This window comes from Priestia sp. MDV22-iso46 (assembly GCF_058629175.1).
Window position 1 is genome coordinate 1,482,624 of sequence record NZ_JBZVWT010000001.1, and the last position, 21,141, is coordinate 1,503,764.

The window sequence follows — 21,141 nt, forward strand, 5'->3', positions numbered from 1 at the left end:
TTTTTAGTGTAAATGCTGATGACAAACGTAATATTTTTTGATAAAAGTGAGGGCTGCCTGTGCATCTTGAATGCCAAGCTTTTTACAAACGCCAGCTAACATGAGCAGTTTGTACATAACCAGCTTTTGATTATTTGTTGCCAGTACGTAATAAACAATCGTATTAGCAACTGCCCGCGGTAATCTTATTTTTTTCAGCTCATATAGCGCAGCAGACGAAGACATGCCTGCTTCAGTTAAAATCTGCTCAGTTGTGTACGTCTCCAAATAGCGAGCAAGCTTTCTTTCTTTATCGTTAAATATACCTTTAGAATCGTTCATTTTCTCTCCCTCTGTTATTTTAATAATCCATTAAATGCTGCATTAATTAGCCATAATGCAATAGCTCCCCCTGATAAATAAGTGCTGAGATAGAATAATAATTCCATATACCTCCCTCCCATTTCTATCTTACCCCTTCATTTCTCTAGCTGCAGTGATATTCATCACAGGTAAAAAGTGTATTGTTGAGCTACTGAATAGCTCCGCAAAAGAGCTCGTGAGAAAGATCTCACGAGCTGCTTAGTTAGCATTTTTATTTTCGGATAAAGCGTTTAAAAATCATAATAATTAATAATACAACTACAATAACAAGCAAAAATTTCAACATGAGTTGTCCATCCCTTCAAATCAGTAAATCATCTTTCATTAGTAAGTAGTTACCCTGTTTCGTTTTTTATAAACTGCTTACCTACTTATTTCATGCCAAAAATTATATAATAGTAGAAAATCATCTAAAATAGCCCTACAAGTAAAACATAAATGGGAGTATAACCATGACTGACTATCTTCAAACATTTCTGCTTGAACATTTAGAAGCAGCTGGGTTTATCAGCATTCTCTTGAACATTCTTATTAGCATTACGGGCGTATTTCCAAGCGCACCCCTTACGTTCGTAAACGTAAAATTATTTGGTTTTTGGAACGGATTTTTACTTTCTTTTATTGGAGAAGTTTTAGGTGCAGCTCTCTCTTTTTGGCTGTATCGAAAAGGTTTCCGTACACTTGTTCATACAAAAACACCTTCTCACTCCAAGTCGCTAAAGCTGCTGCGCGTACAAGGGAAAGAGAGTTTTATATTGATTCTTTCTTTGCGTTTACTTCCCTTTGTTCCATCAGGCCTCATTACATTCTTCAGCGCTGTAGGAAAAGGCTCCTTTGCCGTATTCATTTCTGCTAGCGCACTTGGAAAAATTCCAGCGCTTTTTATTGAAGTTTATTCGGTTTATCATATTTCACAAGGATCTATGCAAGGCAAAATCATTTTAATGGTTTTATCCATTATTTTACTTTTTTATATAAGTAAAAAATGGAAGAAAAAAGCTTAACAGACTATAAAAAGGGAAGACTATCTAAAAATAAGCAAAAACATTATCGTATGTAACTGTAATAAGATAACGTATTGGAGATGGTCCATTGATTTTTCTGTTAGTTTCTGGAAGTATTATTATTCCTATTATCATGCTCTTTTTCTCACTCAAATGGAAAGGAGCAGAGCTAGTTTTTAATACGCTAGCCCTTCTTTCAGCGCTAGTATTTGGAAATATAGCTGCTGCTTCTATCTATCGTATTTTAAAAAACCATACTGTTTTTATGACGAGCATTCATGCAATCTTTTTAAATTCAGCTTTTTTATTAACCGGTGCATACCTTGGAATCTATGTATTGTATAAACTGTTAGTTCTGACCTTAAATGTAAAAAGCCGTTCTTTTAAATAAGAACGGCTTTTTACATTAATGAACAAATTCCATTTTCTCTTCGATTTTATGAAATTTCTCATAAAATTCCTCCGCTGAAATCGGTTTGGAGAAATAGTATCCCTGCACCTCATCACATTTTTCTTTATGAAGAAGTTCTACTTGTTCAACTTCTTCTACACCTTCTGCTACGACGGATAGCTGCAAACTTTTGGCTAGTGTAATAATGGCTCTGACAATCGATACTTCCGTTGTATTAGGATCTAAATCTTTAATAAAAGACCGGTCAATTTTCAGCGTATGAATAGGTAGCTTCTGAATATAGCTGAACGAGGAGTATCCTGAGCCAAAATCATCAATCGAAATAAATACTCCTGCATCTTTTAAGATTTGTAGCTTTTCGATTGTTTGCTCAACATGCTTCATCGTTACACTTTCTGTAATTTCAAGTTCTAAATATCGTGATTCTAACTCTACTTCACGCAAGACACCTAACACATAATCAACAAAATCAGTTGTACCAAAATCAACGCTTGATATGTTCACACTCATTTTTAAGGGAGGAAGTCCTTGAAGCTGCCAATACTTATTTTGATGGCACGCTTTTTTTAATACCCATTTCGTCAGTGTAACAATAACGCCTGTTTCTTCAGCAATCGGAATAAATTCTGCGGGAGAAATGACGCCCATCTCGGCATGAGTCCACCGGATTAAAGCCTCCACTCCAACAATATGGCCACTTTGAATATTGACTTTCGGCTGATAGTGAAGCTCCATTTCGCCCAGCTCAAAAGCCTTGCGTAACCCATCTTCAATTCTCATTCTTCGCGTAGTATGAACCTGCATTTCTTTTTGATAAAACAGATAATGATTACGCCCTTGTTTTTTGACTTCGTACATCGCTAAATCAGCATGGCGAACTAGCACTTCAAGCAACTTTCCATCTTTAGGAAATAAACTAACTCCGATGCTTACCCCTAAATAAACATCTCTCGATAGCACTACAAAAGGAGTGGATAAGCAGTCATTTAATGATTGACAGATTTTTTTCACTTCTTCATCAGTCCTATCATGCAGCAAAACTAAAAACTCATCTCCTCCAAAACGCGAAAGCACATCTTGGTTTCTTAGGCAGCTCTTCATTCGATCAACAACCTGAAGCATAAGCTGATCTCCAGCATGATGACCAAGCGTGTCATTTACCTGTTTGAAACGATCTAGGTCTAAAAATAAGAAATGAAGCTTTTTTCCTGAAGTAGCTGCTGAATCAATGGATTTCTCTACAATGCTTGAAAACATACTTCGATTTGGTAAATCTGTTAGCATATCGTGAAAAGCCATGTATTGAAGCGATTCTTGAGCTTTTTTCTGTTCCGTTACATCTCTAGTTACTGTCTGAAAAAGCGTCTCTCCATTAATTTGAATGAGCGTAGATTTTACTTCTAAGAAGAGTTCCTTACCTAACGCATTAAACATTTTCAACTGAGCTAATGGAGATCTTGGCTCATCTTTTCTATCCTTTACTGCCTTCAATCCTTTTTTAATATCAGGAACTTGTTCAGATGAAAAGAAATCATATAACGATTTACCAACGAGCTGGTCTTCCGTTACTCCTAAAAGCTGAATCATAGCATCATTCACAGACACGACCTCTTCTTCTCGATGGACCATAATTGCCAATGGAGAGGAGTAAAACAAGTTTTCATAGCGATTTTTTGCTTCAATCAACGTTTTTTCCGCTTCGCGCTCTTGCGTCATATTGCGGATATACAGCATATACTCAACCGTCTCTTCAATTCCTACCGCCATCACCGTTATCTCAACCGTAACTTCTCTATTACTTATCAAAAGGGAGTGCTCAGTTCGTCCATCTTGTAGAGAAGAAAATTCATAGAAGGGCAGCAGCTTAACAACATTACTCCCGATTACATCTGATGCTTTAAGAGAGAAAAGCGTTTCCGCTGCATAATTGAGCGATAAAACATGTCTTTTTTCATCGATTACCAAAATAGCATCCAGGGCGGATTCAAAAAAAGCCCATTTTAAAACTTCTTGTTTTTGTACGCGTCGATCCATAAAAATGGTTAAAAACACAGCCGTAAATAGGCACACAATAAAAAAAACAATAACGACGGATAAATATATTGGATTTAAGGCAAAGCCGTTTGAGTGTTCAGACATTGACATTCCTGAAAAAGAAGCTGCCTGCATGCCCGTATAGTGCATACCTGCAATAGCAATGCCCATAATAGTAGAACAAATAACCTTAGCAAAAACGGTAAGCTTCCCTTCATTTAGCTTTGAATAAAAACCAAGCCACAAAGCTGTATTAGAAGCAGCAACAGCAATAAGAATAGAGAGAAAAACGATAAATGGATCATATGAAATCATAATTGGCTCCATAGCCATCATGCCCAAATAGTGCATAAAAACAATTCCAGCTCCCATAAAGCTCCCTGCAATGATAAGTGCTTTTATACTTTTCTTTTGTTTGTGAATGAGGTAGAGGCCTATATAACATCCCGTTATCGCTCCCAAGATTGAGAGAAGAACAAACCATAAATTATATGAAACATCTACGGGCAAGTGAAAAGCAAGCATGGCGATAAAATGCATTGACCAAATGCCTATTCCCAATGTAAATGCCCCGCTGATTAACCAAAACTGAATAAATTTTGCCCGGGAAATTTTCACACGATTAGCTAACCCAAAAGAAGCGTACGCCGCAGTAATAGCGATAAGGAAAGAGAGTGTAACGAGTAACTCATTGTACGTCCCTTCTAGTAAATGTGTATGATGATTCATTCATGACCTTCCTTCAATTCGTTCTTTTCTTTGTTATCGGTTAAGGCCTAAAAATATTTACTATTTCAAAAGAACTTATGCTTGATTTACTTCTTACCTTTTGAACGTCCTGACAATATCGCGCTCACTTTTTCCTTGTTGACGGTGTATAAACAAGTACAATCATCTGACTCATACGCCTCTTCTAGTTGAAACGAAAATTTTTTTAAAAGAGTAATTGAATCTTTATTATTAGGATCAACTTTTGCTTCAATTTCTTGTATATGAAACTCTTCAAAAGCTTTTTCTAGCAAAAGGCAGAGCGCTTCTGTCATGAGGCCTTTTTTCCAAAAAGGTTTGCCTAAATCATACCCAATCTCTGCTTGCTTTTTAACATAATCAATACGGTTTAGACCGCAGGTTCCAATGATCTCATCGGAAGTCTTTAATCGAATAGCATAGCGTGTTGCTTTCCCTTCTTTCGTCAAACTTTGGAGAAGTGCAATCATGCTTTCCGCTTGATAAAGCGTCGTAAAGGGCTCAATATTCATATATCTAGTAACCTCTTCATCCGACCAATATGCAAAAACTTTAGAAGCATCTTTTTTTTGAAGAGGAGATAAATATACCCTCATCTATGTTCTCCCTCCTTTTGGTGAATGATGGAGCAAGACATTTTCATCTGCGCCTCTTTCACATCTTAAAAAATCTCACATGGTGCACGGAACATGTGAGATTTGACATTTAACTATTCTTTGATTGTGCATCGCGCAGCTGCGTATATAAACGATTAATTGCTACAGTCATTGACTGTTCATAGGAATGATGATCATAATAAACCGCTATATTTTTTAACATTTCATACGTTTGATGATCAAGCTGCACCTCAAGCGTAATTTTTTCGTCAATTGTTGCTGTTTGCAAATGATGAGGCAAGTCCTCTTTTGTAGACACTTGCTCTGCAATATGAATTGCTTCTTCTACTGTTTCAATTCGGCCGTACTGATGCACCCATCTTCTGCCCATTTCAATCGTATCTTTTACAAACTGACGATTGGTAATGGTATCTTTAATATTAAATTGATGATCTGCCACATATACAGATTGATACAAGATTACACTGATCACTTCGTCTTTTAAATTTAATTTTCTCAGCTCATCAATTAAATCCGCTATATATTTAGGTAATGGACTAAATGTCCCTCGCACTTCCTTAATTAAATCCATGGCAATGGATTCAGTTGAATTGCGTTTAAATGCTTTTATAATATCTATCATTACATGTTCGTTTGCCATACATACACCACCATTTATGAATCGAATAATTTCATGATCCTTGCTGCTTTGCATAGACATTCACTATTCGTTTAAAATATATACTATTATTCTATTATATAAAAAATACGAATAAGTTGGTATAGGATGAATGATTTATCATTATTTTTTCATAAAATTTCATGAAAAAGAACATGTTTATCTATTACTAGCACAAATCCAGCACAGCAAACAACGGCCTCGCCAAAATCTGAGAAGACAAGCATTTATTATTAGTAAATGTGAGTTTTTCTTTGATAGAAGACATTAAATAAAAGGGAGCAAACCAATCTCGCTTATTGAAGTATATGGTTAAAAGATTTTTAGATGTTAGATGACAGAAGGTATCCAATATCAGCAATTAATCTCCTTCCCTGTTCATTGTCACTTAGTCCATCTATCAAAACAACGGCATAATACGTTTCGTTACCTCGCATGAGAATAGCACTATCATGTTCTGCTCCCTGTAGTTCTCCAGTCTTATTCGCAGCTTGAAACGCTGATCCTATACGTGCTGGAAGCTTATGCTGAAACTGCTGCATTTCTAACATTCTCATTATTTTTTCGCGACTAGATTTTTGCAAAAGGTTTCCTTCATATATTTCCCTTAAACACTTTACTACGTCAGAGGCACACGTATAATTATCAACCCCTTTTTCAACAGCGATTTCGTCCATCATATAGCGGTTTAAAACAGTTTTCTTTAATCCTAGATTTTTAGCACATTCGTTAATTTTTTCAAATCCTACTAAAGAAATGAGCTCATTTGTAGCTGTGTTGTCAGAAACAATTATCATAAGGGTAAGCAGCTCTTCCACTTTAATATGTGTTAACCGCGGAAGAGCTCTAAGTATACCTGCTCCACCAACCGTGTTTTTTTCCATTCTTTGAATGACAGATGTTAAAGCCAAGATGCCCTCATCAATTTGACGAAACGCTTCTATTGCAAGCAGCAGCTTGATTGTACTTGCTGCTCGTTGTTGGATAAAAGAATTAATCTGTATGGATTCTTTTCCTTCAATATGAATACGTATAAGTCCATTATTACTCCGCTTCCATGTAGTAACTGCATCTTCTATTTTCATTCTCGCTCTTTCCATCATTTTGTCGCAGCTGTTTCAATATAGTTGTTACTCATTATCTTTTGATTGTATAAGTGACAGGCTACAAAGTGATTGTCTTCAACTTCCTGCCACTCTGGCTTTTGAGTCTTACAGGCTGCTACTGCAAGAGGACAGCGTGTATTAAACACGCAGCCAGAGGGCGGGTTAATTGGACTCGGTAATTCTCCTTTAAGAACAATCCGCTTCCGATTATCCTCAACGTCAGGATCAGGGATAGGAATAGCTGACAGTAGAGCTTGAGTGTAAGGGTGAAGCGGTTTTTGATACAGCTCCGAACTTGTTGTTAATTCTACTAAATGCCCTAAATACATAACTCCAATACGATTGCTTATATGCTTTACCATCGACAAGTCATGTGCAATAAATAAATAAGTTAATCCTTTTTCTTTTTGGAGTTTTTTTAATAAATTAACTACTTGAGCCTGTACAGACACATCTAAAGCAGAAATAGGTTCGTCTGCAATAATGCATTCTGGATTTAGTGCTAAAGCTCTTGCAATCCCTATACGCTGGCGCTGCCCGCCGCTGAATTCATGAGGATAGCGATTGGCATGATCACGATTTAGCCCGACATCTTCTAGCAACTCATACACGCGGTTCAGCATCTCTTTTTTATTCGAATAAAGTCCGTGAACCTCCATTGGTTCTGAGATAATCTCCTTCACGGTAGAACGAGGGTTTAGTGAAGCATATGGATCTTGAAAAATCATTTGCATATTACGATGAAAAGCAAATTTTTCTTTCTCTGATAGCTCATGCACGTTTTTCCCTTTATAAAGCACCTCTCCTGATGTACGGTTATACAATCCAATGATTGTTCGCCCGGCAGTTGATTTTCCGCAGCCGGATTCACCAACAAGTCCAAAGGTTTCTCCTTTTGAAATATGAAAAGACACGCCGTCTACTGCTTTCAAAACCTGCTTATTCGTAATCGGAAAATATTTGCTCAGCTGCTTTACTTCTAACAAATGCTTCGTTGTCATAACTGCCACCTCCTAATAATAGCGCCGGGCTGCGCACAGCTCTTCTTCATAAAGCGTTCCTTTTAATTCAATCAGTTCAACGGTTTTACCTGTTTTAGGTGAATGAAGCATTTTTCCTTTACCATAATAAATACCAACATGGTGGATAGCCCCTTCACCTTTTTCATGAGCGAAAAACAGCAAATCTCCAGGTTGAATAGAGGCTAACCCTACTTCTTTTCCTTGCCTTGCTTGATCGGTTGCATCTCTTGGAATAAGATATCCGTTTGCTTTATGAGTAGCATAGGCAAACCCGGAACAATCATATCCCCAGGCACTCATGCCACCCCATAAATATGGAAGATTCAAAAACTGTTCTCCTGCTGCAATAATCATATCCCCAGTTCCTTTTACTTTACGGTTTCTATCCTCTATTACAACAGCATCTTGACGTTTTATTCTCCCACTGCCAACCGGCGTTTGAACTTGTAGCCATTCTTTATCTTCTTTTAAAAGAGGCAGCTGCGTTTGATAACTAATTTGCAAGGCTTCTTCCGCTAGGTGCAGGGTCGCAATCGTTGCTGATACCACTGCCGTTGGTTTATTCAATGGAAAATATTCAGCTTGAGAAATCAGTTGGTGGAAAGGAACCCACCCGGGATATCCTCTTTCATCTTTAGAAGAAAACTGAGAAGGAATAACGATTTTTGCCCATTTACCTTTCATTTCCGTTACATATACTTCTTCTCCTAGTAACAGCTGCGTTTGAACTAAATTTTTCTCACAAAGCTCCAACCGGCGTGTATACGTTAATTGTTCTAGCCATTTATCCAGTTTTACTGGGAAACTTATTGCATTGTCATCTATTTCTCTGCTAGAGTCATAGGAAGTCCAAACAGTCGCCACAGCTACACAAACGTAATACGCTTTTTTATCCATCACTTATTTATCCTCCCCGCAGGTTTAACCTTCAGCGTTCGACTTTATCTTTTGGTAATGTAATACCGGATTCAAATTCCACCATTCGTTCATAAGTCGACATCGTGGCATAGCTTCCAATCGCCACAGCTGTTTGAGGAGAGCAATGCCCGATGCGAAACCCTCTCATAACAGGCTTTTTTAAAGAAGTCAGGTAACTTGTTAATGCCTCTTCTAATGAAAGCGACTCCTTACGTTTTTTAGGATAGCAGTTATGAAAATCTCCGATAATAATTCCCGCTGCATCCTGCAGTTTATTGGCCATATACAGCTGTGTCATCATGCGGTCAATTTCATACGGCTCTTCATCAATATCTTCAATAAATAAAATTCGATTTTTTGTATCTAGTTCAAATGGAGTGCCAAGCGTGCTTACCAGCAAAGTAAGATTTCCTCCTATCAGCTGACCAGTTACTTCTCCTTCACAAATAGTGTCGAGCGGACTAATTTGATCCGTATAGCACAAAGAACGGTGAGAGAATAATTGATAAAAAGCTTGCTTCGTCTCTATATGAACATCTTCTTTTCCGAGATCCGACGAAAGCATTGGCCCGTGAAAGGTAACCAAACCTGTGCGCTGATGAATAGCCGTATGTAAAAACGTAATATCGCTATACCCCCAAAAAACCTTTGGGTTTCGCTTAATTAAATCGTAGTTTAATTGCGAGGCAAGCCTAGCAGTCCCGTACCCTCCGCATGCACAGATAATTGCCTTTACTTCCTTATTGGCAAACATCGCATGTATATCGGCTGCTCGCTGTTCATCAGTCCCTGCCAAGTACCCGTTTTTTTTATATAAATGCGCGCCTGTTACTACGTTTAATCCTATTTCCCTTAAATATTCTATTCCTTTTTTTAGATTGTGCTGATTAGGCGGACTAGCAGGTGCAATAACAGCTACTGTATCACCTTTTTGTAATGGTTTTGGTTTTATCATTTGTTACACTCCTTTTGTGTAAAGAAATGAAGAAAGTGAAACTTGGGTCAGAAGGGAATTGAAATCCCCTCTGACGAAAAGTTCCACTTTACTGTTTATCTGCCCACTTCAAATCTAAATAGCCAACAGGATGACGAACAATTCCAGATACGTTATCTTTGATTAAAAACACATAGTTGTAGAAATGGATAGGAATGATCGGCATCTCATCAAATAAAATACCTTCTGCTTTATACATAAGCTCAAAACGTTTTTTATTATCCGTTTCGTTCATAGCTTGTTTAATTAACTCATCATATTCTTTATTGCTCCAAGCTGTACGGTTCATTGAATGACCCCTCTGGAAGCTCTCTAAAAAGTTAATTGGATCTGCATAATCAGCTAAAAATGAACTTCGTGACAGCTGAAACTTTAACGCTTTTTGTTCTTCTTGGAAAACATTCCATTCCATATTGGCAAGCTTCACATCTACGCCTAGATTTTCTTTGAACATTTGCTGCAGTGCTTCTGCTATTTTTTTATGCGTATCGTCTGTACTGTATGTTAGCGTAATAGCTGGCAGCTTTTTATATCCTTCTTCTTTCATTCCTTTTTTCAGAAGTGCTTTTGCTTCTTTGCCATCTGTTTTTAATAAGTCGCCGCTCGTTTTGCGGAAATCCTTTCCATCTGCATCTTTAAATCCGTAAGATACGAACCCACGAGCTGGTTTTTCTTTATTCTTTGTAACAAAATTAACAATTTGATCTTGATCTACAGCCATTGCAAATGCTTTACGGATATTTTTGTTTTGAAAGGGCTCTTTATCTAAGTTAAAGCGATAGAAGTAAGTTCCCGCTTGGTCTTCGATATGAACATCTCCATCTTTCAGCAGCTTTTCACTTAAATCCGATGGAATTTCAGAAACATCTAGTTCTCCATTTTGATACATTTGATATTCTGTGTTTGTATTTTCAACAATTACCCATTTTACCTTGTCGAGCTTTACATTTTCAGCGTCCCAATACTGATCGTTTCTTTCCATGACTAGATTACTGTTATGCTTCCATTGAGTTAATTTGAAGGGACCATTAGCAACAAACGAATCTGCTTCTGCAAACCATTTCGGATTTTTTGTTGCTACTTTTTCATTAATTGGGAAGAACGCTGGATTGGAAACTACGCTTAAGAAATAGGCTTGAGGGCTTTTAAGCGTAACTTCAAAGGTTTTGTCATCTAGCGCTTTTACCCCTACTTGATCAGCACTACCTTTACCCGTATTAAATTCTTCTCCACCTTGGATGAAATAACCTAAAAATGCCGCTGGAGAACCCGTCTTAGGATCTAACAGCCTCTTCCAAGCAAATACGAAATCACTTGCTTTCACGTCATCTCCATTTGACCATTTAGCATCTTTTCGTAAATGAAACGTATAGACCTTTTTGTCCTCAGAGATATCCCATTTCTCGGCCATTGCTCCTTCAGGCTCATCGCTTTTTCCTAAACGAGTCAGCCCTTCCATTAAGTTATTAAGCATATTCCATGAATATGAATCAAATCCAATAGGTGGATCAAAAGACGTAGGTTCTGCGCCATTATTCATATAAAGGACCTTACCGTCTTCTTTTGCTGTACTGCTTTTCTTTTCTGGCTCCGCGCCTGAATCTTTTGTGGCCGTACAGGCAGCAAGTGCAAATATAAGTACACACATCATTAGTAAAGACCCTATTTTTTTCATCATTTCCCCCTCTTTCATAAGTTCTCTATTCATCTATAAATCTAGCTTATAGTTGTTACAAATTTTTGGGCTCTCTCATCTTGAAGCCAGCAGTGCACTTGGTGACTTTCTTTCAGCTTTGTCGACGCAGGATACATGCGGTCACACACTTCCATTACGTAAGGACAGCGAGGTGCGAACGAACATCCGGATGGAGGTGCAAATAAATCGGGAGGTGATCCTGCAATAGGCACAAGTTCACTTTCGTATAAATCTAACCGAGGAACTGAACGCAGCAATCCTTTTGTATACGGATGCTGCGGCGTATAAAAGATGTCTCTTCTTGTTCCAATTTCTACAATCTTTCCTGCATACATTACGGCAACACGGTCAGCTACCTGAGCAACTACACCTAAATCATGGGTAATTAAAACAATAGAGACATCCGTTTTCTGCTGAATATCCTTAAACAATTCTAAAATCTGCGCTTGTATCGTGACGTCAAGAGCTGTGGTAGGTTCATCAGCAATGAGCACTTCGGGATTGCATACAAGAGCCATTGCAATGACAATACGCTGTCTCATTCCCCCGCTAAATTCATGAGGATATTGCTTTAGGCGTTCTTTAGGATTTGGAATTCCGACTAGCTCCAGCATTTCAAATGCTTTTTCTTTGGCTTTTTCTTTTGAAATGTTTTCATGTTGCATAATATTTTCTGCAATTTGCTCACCTACGCGAAGAGTTGGGTTAAGCGCAGTCATAGGATCCTGAAAAATCATCGAAATATCAGCGCCTCGAATGTCTCGCATTTTCTTTTCTGATAGTTTCGTTAAATCCTGGCCTTTAAATAAAATAGATCCGCTTGTGATCCTGCCCGGAGGTGTCGGAATTAACCTCATAATACTTTGAGATGTTACGCTTTTTCCGCACCCTGACTCTCCGACAATCGCTAGTGTTTCTCCTTTATGTAAATCAAAACTAACGCCTCTTACAGCTTGAACTCGCCCTCCGTAAGTTGAAAACTGTACGTGTAAGTTTTTGATTTGGATCATTTTTTCCATTTGCTTACCTCCTTAATTTCGGATCAAGTGCATCTTGCAGTCCGTCTCCAAGGACATTAAAAGCAAACATGGTAAGAGAAATAAAAAAAGCGGGAAAAAACAAACGCCACCAATAGCCTGATAGAATCGTTGATAAACCATCGTTTGCCATTACTCCCCAGCTGGCATAAGGAGCCTGTACACCCAGCCCTAAAAAGCTTAAAAAAGCTTCAGCAAAAATGGCAGTTGGTACGGTTAGTGTCATTTGAACGATAATCGGCCCCATCGTATTTGGAAGCAGGTTTCGCTTAATGATACGACTAGTTTTTGTTCCAAACGTTTTGGATGCAAGCACGTATTCATAGTTTTTTATTTGCAATACTTGCCCCCGTACAATTCTCGCCATCCCGATCCAACCTGTAACGGAAAGTGCCACAATAATCGTAGAAAGCCCGGGGCCCATGACTACCATTAGTAAAATCACCACTAATAAATAAGGAAGACCGTATAAAATTTCAATTACGCGCATCATGACATTATCTGTTTTTCCGCCTTTGTAGCCTGAGAATCCCCCGTAAATGACACCGATGATAAAATCAATAAGCGCTGCCATCAGTCCTACAAATAAAGAGATTCTAGCTCCATACCATGTCCGAGTGTACATATCTCTGCCTAAGTCATCCGTTCCAAACCAATGACTAGCTGAAGGAGGAAGGTTTTGCTCTGTAAAAGAAGCTTTCGTTACACTGTAGGGTGAAAACATAGGACCGAATATAGCCATCACAACGAGAATGACTAAAAAAAAGAGACCCAGCATGGCCAACTTGTTTTTTACAAGCCTGCGCCAAGCATCATGCCAATAAGAAAGACTCGGCCTTACAACTGCTTCAGCTTCAGATTTCTTTTTTTTCTTTGTCACAAACCACTCATCAGGAATTTGCTTATACTCCTGTTTTTCCAGCACGTTATCCCTCCTTCTTATACAGTTTGATTCGTGGATCAAGTATTCCGTAAGCAATGTCTACTAAAAAAAGCATAATGATGAGAATCGAACTGTAAAAGACCGTCGTGCCCATAATTACCGGGTAGTCTCTCGTATTAATACTGTCCACAAAATATTTTCCCATGCCAGGAATAGCAAAGATTTGTTCAATAACAAATGTGCCGGTTAATACGCTGGCTGCAATCGTTCCAAGAACTGTTATAACGGGCATTAAAGCATTTCTAAGCGCATGCTTAAATACAATTTTTACTGGCGAAAGCCCTTTTGCACGCGCTGTTCGAATATAATCTTGAGTTAGTACTTCTATCATGCTTGAGCGAGTCAAACGTGCAATAATAGCCATAGGACCTGTGGCAAGAGCTAGAGTCGGAAGAATCATATGTAAAGGGCTTGTCCACGTAGCGGCAGGTAAAATTTTCAAATTGACAGAAAGCTGTTGAATTAACAACGTGGCCATAACAAAATTTGGAACCGACAATCCGATAACTGCTATGCTCATCGCCATGTAATCAATTATTCCATTCCTTCTAAGAGCAGCGATAATGCCTAGTGTAATACCGGAAATCACCGCAAGAATTAACGTCACCATTCCAAGTTCAAATGACACGGGAAACCCTCTTCCTAAAAGGTCGTTAACCGTTTGAGACGGCTGTTTAATGGAAGGACCAAAGTCAAAGGTAACAATGGATTTTAAATAAAGAATATATTGCACAGCTAGCGGCTCATCTAAGTGATAAAATGATTCCAGGTTTTTTTGAACTGCATCGCTTGTCGCTCGTTCTTCATTAAATGGAGATCCAGGAATCGAATGCATTAAAAAGAAGGTTAAGGTCATAATTACCCACAGCGTAACAAGCATGGATAAAAATCGTTTCAAAATATAACTTTTCACCTTTATCCCACCTTCTAACAGAATGTTGTGCGCGTAGCTAATTCAGTCATAACAAGCATGGCCTGATAAGCTTCTAAAATATCTTTTGCTTGAAACCGAACGGTCGTCGTTCCAGGCTCAATTTCTGTTCCCGGCATTAAATGCGCCCACTCTGCTTGACCATAATTTGCAAATTCTATTCGTAAGGTTGGATGTTTAGGTGGATTTAAAGGTTTAACAAGGTGTTTGTGTTGAATAGCTGCGGCTGTTTTTTCTTGAAGTAATTGTTCTGCTTTCTTAGGGGTTAATGTTTTGGCTGCAGAACGTGAAATGGCCTGTTTGACGATAGCGGTCGTCACGTTTGGAATAAGCTGCTGTGCTTCCAGCGCCGTTTGGTCATCACCGGCTACCATTAAAACTGGCACGCCGTAATAGCCTGCGACGTATGCGTTGAAGCCTAACTCTCCAATATTCGTATCGTCTATGTACATATTGCGAGCACCAAATATCATTGAATGAGACATGACACCAGGCATGGATGCTTTAGCATGATACCCTAGAAACATAGCACCATCAAAAGTCTGATCTAATCCCTGTACCATTGAATATGGTTTTACGCTCCCTGAAATAAGCTGAGTTTCTGGATGAAGCCGTTCAACAAGGAGATTATTCATACTCGAATGACTGTCATTTACCACAACTTCTGAGCACTTTTCTCTAAATCCTGCATAAATTACTGCATTTGCTTCATCCGTCATTATTTTGCGGCTTCTTTCATAATTTTCTTTCTGTCGCAGAACATTTGTGTGATCGACGAGTCCCGTAATTCCTTCCATATCAACCGACAGGTATAGTTTCATTTGTCTTATTCCTCCTCCTTCCTTGACTGTTAGTCAGTTCATTATAAATTATTCTTATGTTTATAATTTATAATTGTAAGAAAATTATAAATTATCTTTCTTCTTTTTACAACAATATATTGAATTTTTTGACACTTCATTCATCTTCCTTTTAACAAGATATCGCTTACAAATTGGAAATCCCATGGTAAAATAATAGAGCAGCCTGTTGGTTCATTCAGCCGCTCGTCGGCATTAATTGAGGTGTTAAGAATGTTTCGAGTTTCCATTGCTTCACTACAATGGTTTTTATTTATGATTTCTAATAGTATGATTGTTCCTATTGTAATTGCTTCTCAGTTTCATTTAAACGCAGCGGATTCTATTCAATTTTTACAGCGAACGTTATTTATTTTAGCTTTATCCGGGCTCTTGCAGGTATTTATAGGGCATAAATACCCAATCATGGAAGGGCCAGCTGGCGTTTGGTGGGGCGTCTTTTCTCTGTATGCGAGCCTTGGAACCGTTCTGTTTGGTTCTCACTCTGAAACGCTCCGCGTGCTGCAGTTCACCCTCCTTATAAGCGGGATAATTGCTATTTTGATGAGCCTGCTTGGTCTCATTGATAAACTAGCAAAATACTTTACCCCGACAGTTACCGGTACATATTTAATTTTATTAGTGACGCAGCTAAGCGGTTCCTTTTTAAAAGGAATGTTTGGCATTACAGAAATGAATTCAGCTATTAAACTTCCAATTGCGCTGGCTTCAGCTGCGATTTTGCTGCTGACTTTTTATTTATTATCGCACCGGACGTTAAATAAGCTTAGCATTATTATTAGTATTGGTGTAGGCTGGGGAGTATTTGCAATACTAGGGTTAGCTAAACCTATCGAGTTTCAGGCGCAGTTATTTTACATACCTAAAGTGTTCGTATTTGGAGCTCCTCGCGTTGAATGGAATATGGTTGTTACTGCTTTTTTTGTGACGCTCATTTTAATTACAAACATGCTCGCTTCTATTCGTGTTGTTGAGTCTGTTTATAAGCACAAAGGAGAAAAAATTGAAAAAGACAATATTAAGCGTTCCGGGATGGTTTCGGGTATAAGTCAGCTGCTTGGAGGATTGTTTTCAGGTGTCGGTGCCGTTCCTATTTCAGGTTCCGGTGGATTTATTTCAGCTACAAATCTTTATAGCCGAGTTCCTTTTATTGTAGCATCGTGTCTTTTGCTTTTTCTGAGTATCTTTACTCCTTTAACGTCCATTATGTCCGCTCTTCCTCCTGCCGTCGGATACGCGGCAATCTTTCCTGTTTTTACAGGTATGATGGCTCTTGGAATTGGAGAATTCAAGCATGCCAAACAGCCCGAAAAAGCAATGAAAAAAGCCGGTATTGCGTTGCTGTCGGGGATAGGGGTTATGTTTTTGCCTTCTCAAGCTTTTTCAACACTGCCTCCTTTAGTTACTACGTTTTTAAGCAACGGATTAGTTCTTGGCACCATTATCATTCTTACACTGGAAATTTCCGAATCCATTTCTTTGAAAAGACAAGGTGCAAAAGAGGGATAAAAAAAGAAGCTGAAACCCAGCTTCTTTTTTTTACCTTCTTACCGTTAATCCTTTTAGTTCATCGTCTTCCATAGCCATTTCATAAAATTCTCCCGTTTCATCGTGCGCTAAAACATAATCCAACTCTTCCTGAGCAGAAGCAGTTTTTCCAAGAACAGCTAGATAGCATGCCAAGTTATAGCGAATAAAAAGATCTTCGTCTCCACTTTCTACTCTGGTTATCATAAGCGAAGCTGCTGCTTCCGTTTCACCTTCTAAATGATACGCGATACCTAAATCGGTATACATCCCTTCATACTCTTGACGCTGTTCAATTGCTTTTTGAAGAAGCTGAACAGTTTCATGATAACGTTCCGTTTTATTATATAGTTTTGCTAATCCTGCATATATGTCAGGCTGATAAATCTCCTGCTGAAGTAATTCTTGAAAAGCTGCCTCCGATTTTTCTACCTCTTCAAGGCTACTCAAAATAAATGCTCGGTATATCTGCAAATCTATATGATATGGCTGCTGTTCAAGAAGTTTTTGAACTAAGTTTAGCGCTTCATGTGCAGCCTGTTCATTTTCATGGATATTAACGAGTATATTGGCTAAATGATAGGCAACATCAAAATCCCAGCTTTGATGCAGCGATTTTTTCAGCACGGTGATGCTATCTTCAATCAATCCTTTCTCTTCGTAAAAAGCCGCAAATGCATGCACAGCCTCTTTATTATTCCGATCCGTTTTTATAGCCAGTTCATACAGTTCAATCGTTAAGCCAAGTAGCGTAACCGTTTTTGCTTTTGCTTTGAACTTTGCTAAGCTTCGTTTGAAGATAGATCCTTGCTGCTCTTCTACGATCGAATCGGCATACTCATTTAAAGCCTCCGCTGCGTTTTTAAACAGCATGCTTTTGCTTCGTTTTTCCATTTTTATCTTTTTTAAATTTGCCGTAAGCCCGGACAGTTTTTTTCCATTTGGAAAGCTAGACATGAACGTTTGAAATAGAGCGTAATCTTCCGGATCCTCACTTAGTAGCTCTGTAAGAATTGTTCTAGCTTCTTCATATCTATGCTCCATGATGAGCCATTTTGCCTGATGATGGCGAATAACAAGATTCTGTGGATCTAGTTCAAGCGCCTTCTCTAAATACGTTTCAGCCTGTGAAATGTCTCCTTTTAGGCGATACACATGAGCTTGGCTGTCAGCGAGCCATTGGGGCAGCACAATTTCCTCTACGCTTTTTAATACCTCTAACAGCTCTTCATACTCTTTCCCTGTTTCACAAAGTGAAGCTGCGTGCTCAACGTTTACTTCCATAGGATTCAGCTGTATCCATTGAAGCAGCCAATTCCTTTCAGCCGTTCGATTTTGTTCTTCACAAGCCATTTCGGCAAGCTTCATACAAGCGGCTTCAAATGTTTTATCAAGAGTTAAGCATTTTTGGAAGGCCTCTTTTGCTTCAGTGATGCGATTCATTGATTGATATATTTCACCTAACCGATAATATGGCAAAGCATCTTGCTCGATACGAAGCGCTTGCTGATAAAGTTTCTCACTTTTTGTTAGCTGCTTGGCTTGTTCGTATAATATACCTAAATAGCACATGTACAAAATCTCATTAGGGTGCTCTTGATGTTCTGCAGTTAAGAACTTAATTCCACGAGTCAGTAAAGCCGTGTCTTCTAAATAACTCGTATATGCTTCTAACACTTCATCTAGCGCTGTTTGAGCAAAATGAATTCCTTCTTCATAAAGAGCAAATCCAAACTCTATCGTTTGGTTGTCTAGCTTCTTCTCTTTTGCTGCATCTAAAAGCATGCTGCCTGCATCCAACATGACGTCGCTGTTCGATGAAAACTTCTGCGCAATAAGCGTGAGCGTATCAACGGCCGTTAAATGTTCATCTGTTTCTAGATACGCATAAGATAAGCCCAAATACATAAGGGCATCTTCTTCTATTTTTAAGCCTTCTTTATACAGAGCAATAGCTTCTTCGTACCTTTGATTCGCGACGTATAAATCGCCTAGTCTTCCTCGAATTGTCATGTCGCTCGGGAGATGCTTCATGCCTTCTTTGAGATAGCTTTCAGCTTCGTCTGTTTTTTCTAGTTGATATTGTAGCAAATCAGCTATCGAAAGATATGGATAAGGGACAGTGGGCAAAAGCTGTTTAGCTACTTGAAATCCCCGGTAAGCTTTACGAAACTTTTTTAAATGTTCATCACAACGGGCTCTTTCAAACCAGCTGTGCGCATCTTTTGGGTTTTCTTTTAATAACGCGTCGAAAAGATTTCTGGCTTCTGCGTATCTTTCTTTCTCCATTAAAATAAGTCCGTGATTCATTTGTGTATAAGATTCATCGCCATACATATTTAAGGAAATAGTCGAGCATTCAAAAGCCTTTTCGAGGTTTCCTTTGTACATATATGCAAGTGCTAAATAGCTCCAGTTCAAGTGCTGCTCTACGTCTAATTGCAGCGAGCTGCGCAGTGCTTCAACAGCCTCATCATATTTCTCTTCATCCAGCGCAATTCTTCCTTTAAGATAGTGATAAAAAGAGCTATGCTTTTTGTTATCTACGTGGTGTAACAAGGAAGATGCTGCCTTACTGTCGTCAAGTTTAAAAAAGGCATATGCGGCGTGAAGCTTAAGATAATCGTGATTGCTATATTTCTCTAACACATGATTAATACACGTACGAATATAGGCTTCATGCTCTTTTCTGTACAAATGCTTCATACTGTAAATAGAGGCAAATGGAACATGCTCATTTGCTTTTAATAAAGAAACGAGATCGTTAATGTGTGCCTCTTCATCCGCTTCAACTAGTTCGATTAAGTCATACAGCTGACGAATAAACACATCTTGCTCTTTAGAAAGTGAAGCGAGATCCGCTGCCGCTTTAGAAGCAACAATTGATAAAAACCCCGAATTAGCGTAATGCTGATCAAAATTTTTATATTCTACATACGTTGGACTTAGAAAATTAGCATCCTGTACATGAAAAAGTTCAAGTTCATCATCATAGCCAAATACAACTTGAACGTGGGAAGCTTGTTCAAATTCCAGACTGACCAAAATAGGCAGCCCTTTGTCTAATAGTTCTTTAAACTGTTCAACTGTGCCTGTAAAAAACATCGCTGCAAAGCCAAGAGATTCAAAGTAGCTCACCGCAGTTGACAGTTTGGATCCTAAGCCTCCGTAAATACGCGTTCCAATCTCATCCTGTGTTTTTTCGGTATGTAAAAGCCTTAACATCATACTCATACTGGCTGGCACGCAATAATTATCTTTTTGAACAATTGGTACAATAGGAAGCTTGATTGTACTGATTCTATCGTCTGTATGCTTTCCGATTAATTTTTGGTAAGGTGAATCTTTTAAACATCGCTTAGTCGAGAGCAGATGCGTAAGCTGAGATTGCTGCTGCTGCTCAAAATAAATGTCGGCGCGCAGCAGCGTAAAAAAATCTTGATAATCGTGATAGGGTAACTTTGAGTTGATAAATTCAATGGTTTCAAGCAAGAGAGAATACTCTTTTAAATCTTTTAATCGCATCACTTTATCCATATATAAAGACGGAAGCTGTGGATAGCGGACAATAGCCTCGTTAATTGTTTCAAGCGATTGTTTATGCTTCCCTTCATACGCATATAAGTCTGCGAGCATTGCATAGCAAAAATCTCCATTCTCTTTATATGTCGTTCCTTCTTTTAAGCAGGATTCAGCTTTTATTCTGTCGTTGAGCTGCAAATAAAAATATCCCCATCTGTCAGCCATACCCTTTTGATTATGTGACGTTACTTGTTTCATCCACTTAGAAGCTTCATCCGCTTGTTTCATTTCTAAAAGAATTCTTACCTTTAAAAAATAGATTTTCTCAAGCTGTTCCTCTTTAACTGATTCCGTATCCAGCTGAGAAATTAATACAGAAAGTCTATCATCAGCGTCGAGTATCTTGCCTTCTCGCAGGAGATCATCACAATAAAGAGTCACCATTCGAATCGAGCCAAATCGACGATAGCCATATGTCGTTAACATTCGACTTAAACGATTTAATAAAGCTTCATCACAAAAGCGGATAAGCTCGTACAGCTCTTCTTCCGTTTGTAAGTTTGTTAACCATTCTTTCACAATCCCCGCAAGGCTCTTTGATTGAAGGCTTTGTACTTCTTCTGTTATATACGCTACAAGATCAAATATTTGATAATGATCCACCATGCTTTTTAATTTCTGATAATTTATACTCAATTCAAAACCACCTTATTCAATAAAATAAGAACTATTGCATCTGCTGTCTATAAA

At 38.4% G+C, this 21,141-nt stretch carries 17 protein-coding genes; 3 read left to right on the forward strand and 14 right to left on the reverse strand.

The features are described from left to right. Positions 1 to 3: 3 nt before the first annotated feature. Positions 4 to 321, reverse strand: a complete 318-nt coding sequence (locus tag AC4NPH_RS07630) for a hypothetical protein (RefSeq protein ID WP_013056195.1) — start codon at positions 319 to 321, stop codon at positions 4 to 6. 494 nt (positions 322 to 815) lie between these two features. Here AC4NPH_RS07630 and AC4NPH_RS07635 point away from each other — a divergent pair, with 494 nt between their 5' ends. Together AC4NPH_RS07635 and AC4NPH_RS07640 are read left to right on the forward strand one after the other, a co-directional pair. Then, entirely contained in the window at positions 816 to 1,367 is a 552-nt protein-coding gene (locus tag AC4NPH_RS07635) for a TVP38/TMEM64 family protein (RefSeq protein ID WP_098449045.1), read from the forward strand. A gap of 88 nt (positions 1,368 to 1,455) precedes the next feature. Next, complete coding sequence (locus tag AC4NPH_RS07640) at positions 1,456 to 1,758, forward strand: transposase (RefSeq protein WP_233335083.1); 303 nt, start codon at positions 1,456 to 1,458, stop codon at positions 1,756 to 1,758. A gap of 15 nt (positions 1,759 to 1,773) precedes the next feature. Here the strand turns inward: AC4NPH_RS07640 and AC4NPH_RS07645 are convergent, their stop codons facing one another. The 12 genes from AC4NPH_RS07645 to dppA form a co-directional block, all read right to left on the reverse strand. Continuing rightward, positions 1,774 to 4,542: a bifunctional diguanylate cyclase/phosphodiesterase gene (locus tag AC4NPH_RS07645; protein ID WP_055988974.1), complete on the reverse strand. Its 2,769-nt coding sequence runs from the start codon at positions 4,540 to 4,542 to the stop codon at positions 1,774 to 1,776. Positions 4,543 to 4,628: 86 nt separating this feature from the next. Next, positions 4,629 to 5,156, reverse strand: a complete 528-nt coding sequence (locus AC4NPH_RS07650) for a GNAT family N-acetyltransferase (protein WP_013056191.1) — start codon at positions 5,154 to 5,156, stop codon at positions 4,629 to 4,631. Positions 5,157 to 5,265: 109 nt separating this feature from the next. Beyond that, positions 5,266 to 5,817 (reverse strand): hypothetical protein, encoded by a 552-nt coding sequence (locus tag AC4NPH_RS07655; protein ID WP_013056190.1) that lies wholly within the window; start codon positions 5,815 to 5,817, stop codon positions 5,266 to 5,268. A gap of 341 nt (positions 5,818 to 6,158) precedes the next feature. After that, positions 6,159 to 6,920 (reverse strand): serine hydrolase, encoded by a 762-nt coding sequence (locus AC4NPH_RS07660; protein WP_335483462.1) that lies wholly within the window; start codon positions 6,918 to 6,920, stop codon positions 6,159 to 6,161. Positions 6,921 to 6,934: 14 nt separating this feature from the next. Further along, positions 6,935 to 7,942 carry an ABC transporter ATP-binding protein gene (locus AC4NPH_RS07665; RefSeq protein WP_013056188.1) on the reverse strand — a complete coding sequence of 336 codons (1,008 nt, stop codon included), beginning with the start codon at positions 7,940 to 7,942 and terminating at the stop codon, positions 6,935 to 6,937. Between the two features lie 12 nt (positions 7,943 to 7,954). Next, on the reverse strand, positions 7,955 to 8,860 hold the full coding sequence (locus AC4NPH_RS07670) for a C40 family peptidase (protein ID WP_013056187.1): 906 nt from the start codon (positions 8,858 to 8,860) through the stop codon (positions 7,955 to 7,957). Positions 8,861 to 8,891: 31 nt separating this feature from the next. After that, positions 8,892 to 9,836, reverse strand: coding sequence for a S66 peptidase family protein (locus AC4NPH_RS07675; protein WP_491938679.1), 945 nt, complete (start codon positions 9,834 to 9,836; stop codon positions 8,892 to 8,894). Between the two features lie 88 nt (positions 9,837 to 9,924). After that, positions 9,925 to 11,568, reverse strand: a complete 1,644-nt coding sequence (locus AC4NPH_RS07680; protein WP_335483467.1) for a peptide ABC transporter substrate-binding protein — start codon at positions 11,566 to 11,568, stop codon at positions 9,925 to 9,927. Positions 11,569 to 11,591: 23 nt separating this feature from the next. Next, a complete protein-coding gene (locus tag AC4NPH_RS07685; RefSeq protein WP_029324157.1) occupies positions 11,592 to 12,590 on the reverse strand; it encodes an ABC transporter ATP-binding protein in 999 nt (332 codons plus the stop codon). A 4-nt stretch (positions 12,591 to 12,594) separates the two neighbouring features. Then, the gene (locus AC4NPH_RS07690) at positions 12,595 to 13,533 is read right to left on the reverse strand and encodes an ABC transporter permease (RefSeq protein ID WP_491938680.1); all 939 of its coding nucleotides are present in this window, start codon (positions 13,531 to 13,533) and stop codon (positions 12,595 to 12,597) included. A 1-nt stretch (position 13,534) separates the two neighbouring features. After that, positions 13,535 to 14,464 carry an ABC transporter permease gene (locus AC4NPH_RS07695; protein WP_335483465.1) on the reverse strand — a complete coding sequence of 310 codons (930 nt, stop codon included), beginning with the start codon at positions 14,462 to 14,464 and terminating at the stop codon, positions 13,535 to 13,537. Positions 14,465 to 14,478: 14 nt separating this feature from the next. Further along, entirely contained in the window at positions 14,479 to 15,303 is an 825-nt protein-coding gene (dppA, locus tag AC4NPH_RS07700; RefSeq protein ID WP_029324155.1) for a D-aminopeptidase DppA, read from the reverse strand. 252 nt (positions 15,304 to 15,555) lie between these two features. Here dppA and AC4NPH_RS07705 point away from each other — a divergent pair, with 252 nt between their 5' ends. Next, complete coding sequence (locus AC4NPH_RS07705) at positions 15,556 to 16,851, forward strand: purine/pyrimidine permease (RefSeq protein WP_013056179.1); 1,296 nt, start codon at positions 15,556 to 15,558, stop codon at positions 16,849 to 16,851. 30 nt (positions 16,852 to 16,881) lie between these two features. Here AC4NPH_RS07705 and AC4NPH_RS07710 read toward each other — a convergent pair whose 3' ends face one another. Further along, positions 16,882 to 21,087, reverse strand: coding sequence for a tetratricopeptide repeat protein (locus AC4NPH_RS07710; protein WP_308334270.1), 4,206 nt, complete (start codon positions 21,085 to 21,087; stop codon positions 16,882 to 16,884). Between the last annotated feature and the right edge of the window lie 54 nt (positions 21,088 to 21,141).

Bases quoted from the DNA above. Each gene is read 5' to 3' on its own strand.
- AC4NPH_RS07670 (WP_013056187.1), bottom strand. From the start codon at position 8,860: ATGGATAAAAAAGCGTATTACGTTTGTGTAGCTGTGGCGACTGTTTGG.
- AC4NPH_RS07650 (WP_013056191.1), bottom strand. From the start codon at position 5,156: ATGAGGGTATATTTATCTCCTCTTCAAAAAAAAGATGCTTCTAAAGTT.
- AC4NPH_RS07630 (WP_013056195.1), bottom strand. From the start codon at position 321: ATGAACGATTCTAAAGGTATATTTAACGATAAAGAAAGAAAGCTTGCT.
- AC4NPH_RS07680 (WP_335483467.1), bottom strand. From the start codon at position 11,568: ATGAAAGAGGGGGAAATGATGAAAAAAATAGGGTCTTTACTAATGATG.
- dppA (WP_029324155.1), bottom strand. From the start codon at position 15,303: ATGAAACTATACCTGTCGGTTGATATGGAAGGAATTACGGGACTCGTC.
- AC4NPH_RS07705 (WP_013056179.1), top strand. From the start codon at position 15,556: ATGTTTCGAGTTTCCATTGCTTCACTACAATGGTTTTTATTTATGATT.
- AC4NPH_RS07665 (WP_013056188.1), bottom strand. From the start codon at position 7,942: ATGACAACGAAGCATTTGTTAGAAGTAAAGCAGCTGAGCAAATATTTT.
- AC4NPH_RS07655 (WP_013056190.1), bottom strand. From the start codon at position 5,817: ATGGCAAACGAACATGTAATGATAGATATTATAAAAGCATTTAAACGC.
- AC4NPH_RS07645 (WP_055988974.1), bottom strand. From the start codon at position 4,542: ATGAATCATCATACACATTTACTAGAAGGGACGTACAATGAGTTACTC.
- AC4NPH_RS07685 (WP_029324157.1), bottom strand. From the start codon at position 12,590: ATGGAAAAAATGATCCAAATCAAAAACTTACACGTACAGTTTTCAACT.
- AC4NPH_RS07660 (WP_335483462.1), bottom strand. From the start codon at position 6,920: ATGAAAATAGAAGATGCAGTTACTACATGGAAGCGGAGTAATAATGGA.
- AC4NPH_RS07675 (WP_491938679.1), bottom strand. From the start codon at position 9,836: ATGATAAAACCAAAACCATTACAAAAAGGTGATACAGTAGCTGTTATT.
- AC4NPH_RS07635 (WP_098449045.1), top strand. From the start codon at position 816: ATGACTGACTATCTTCAAACATTTCTGCTTGAACATTTAGAAGCAGCT.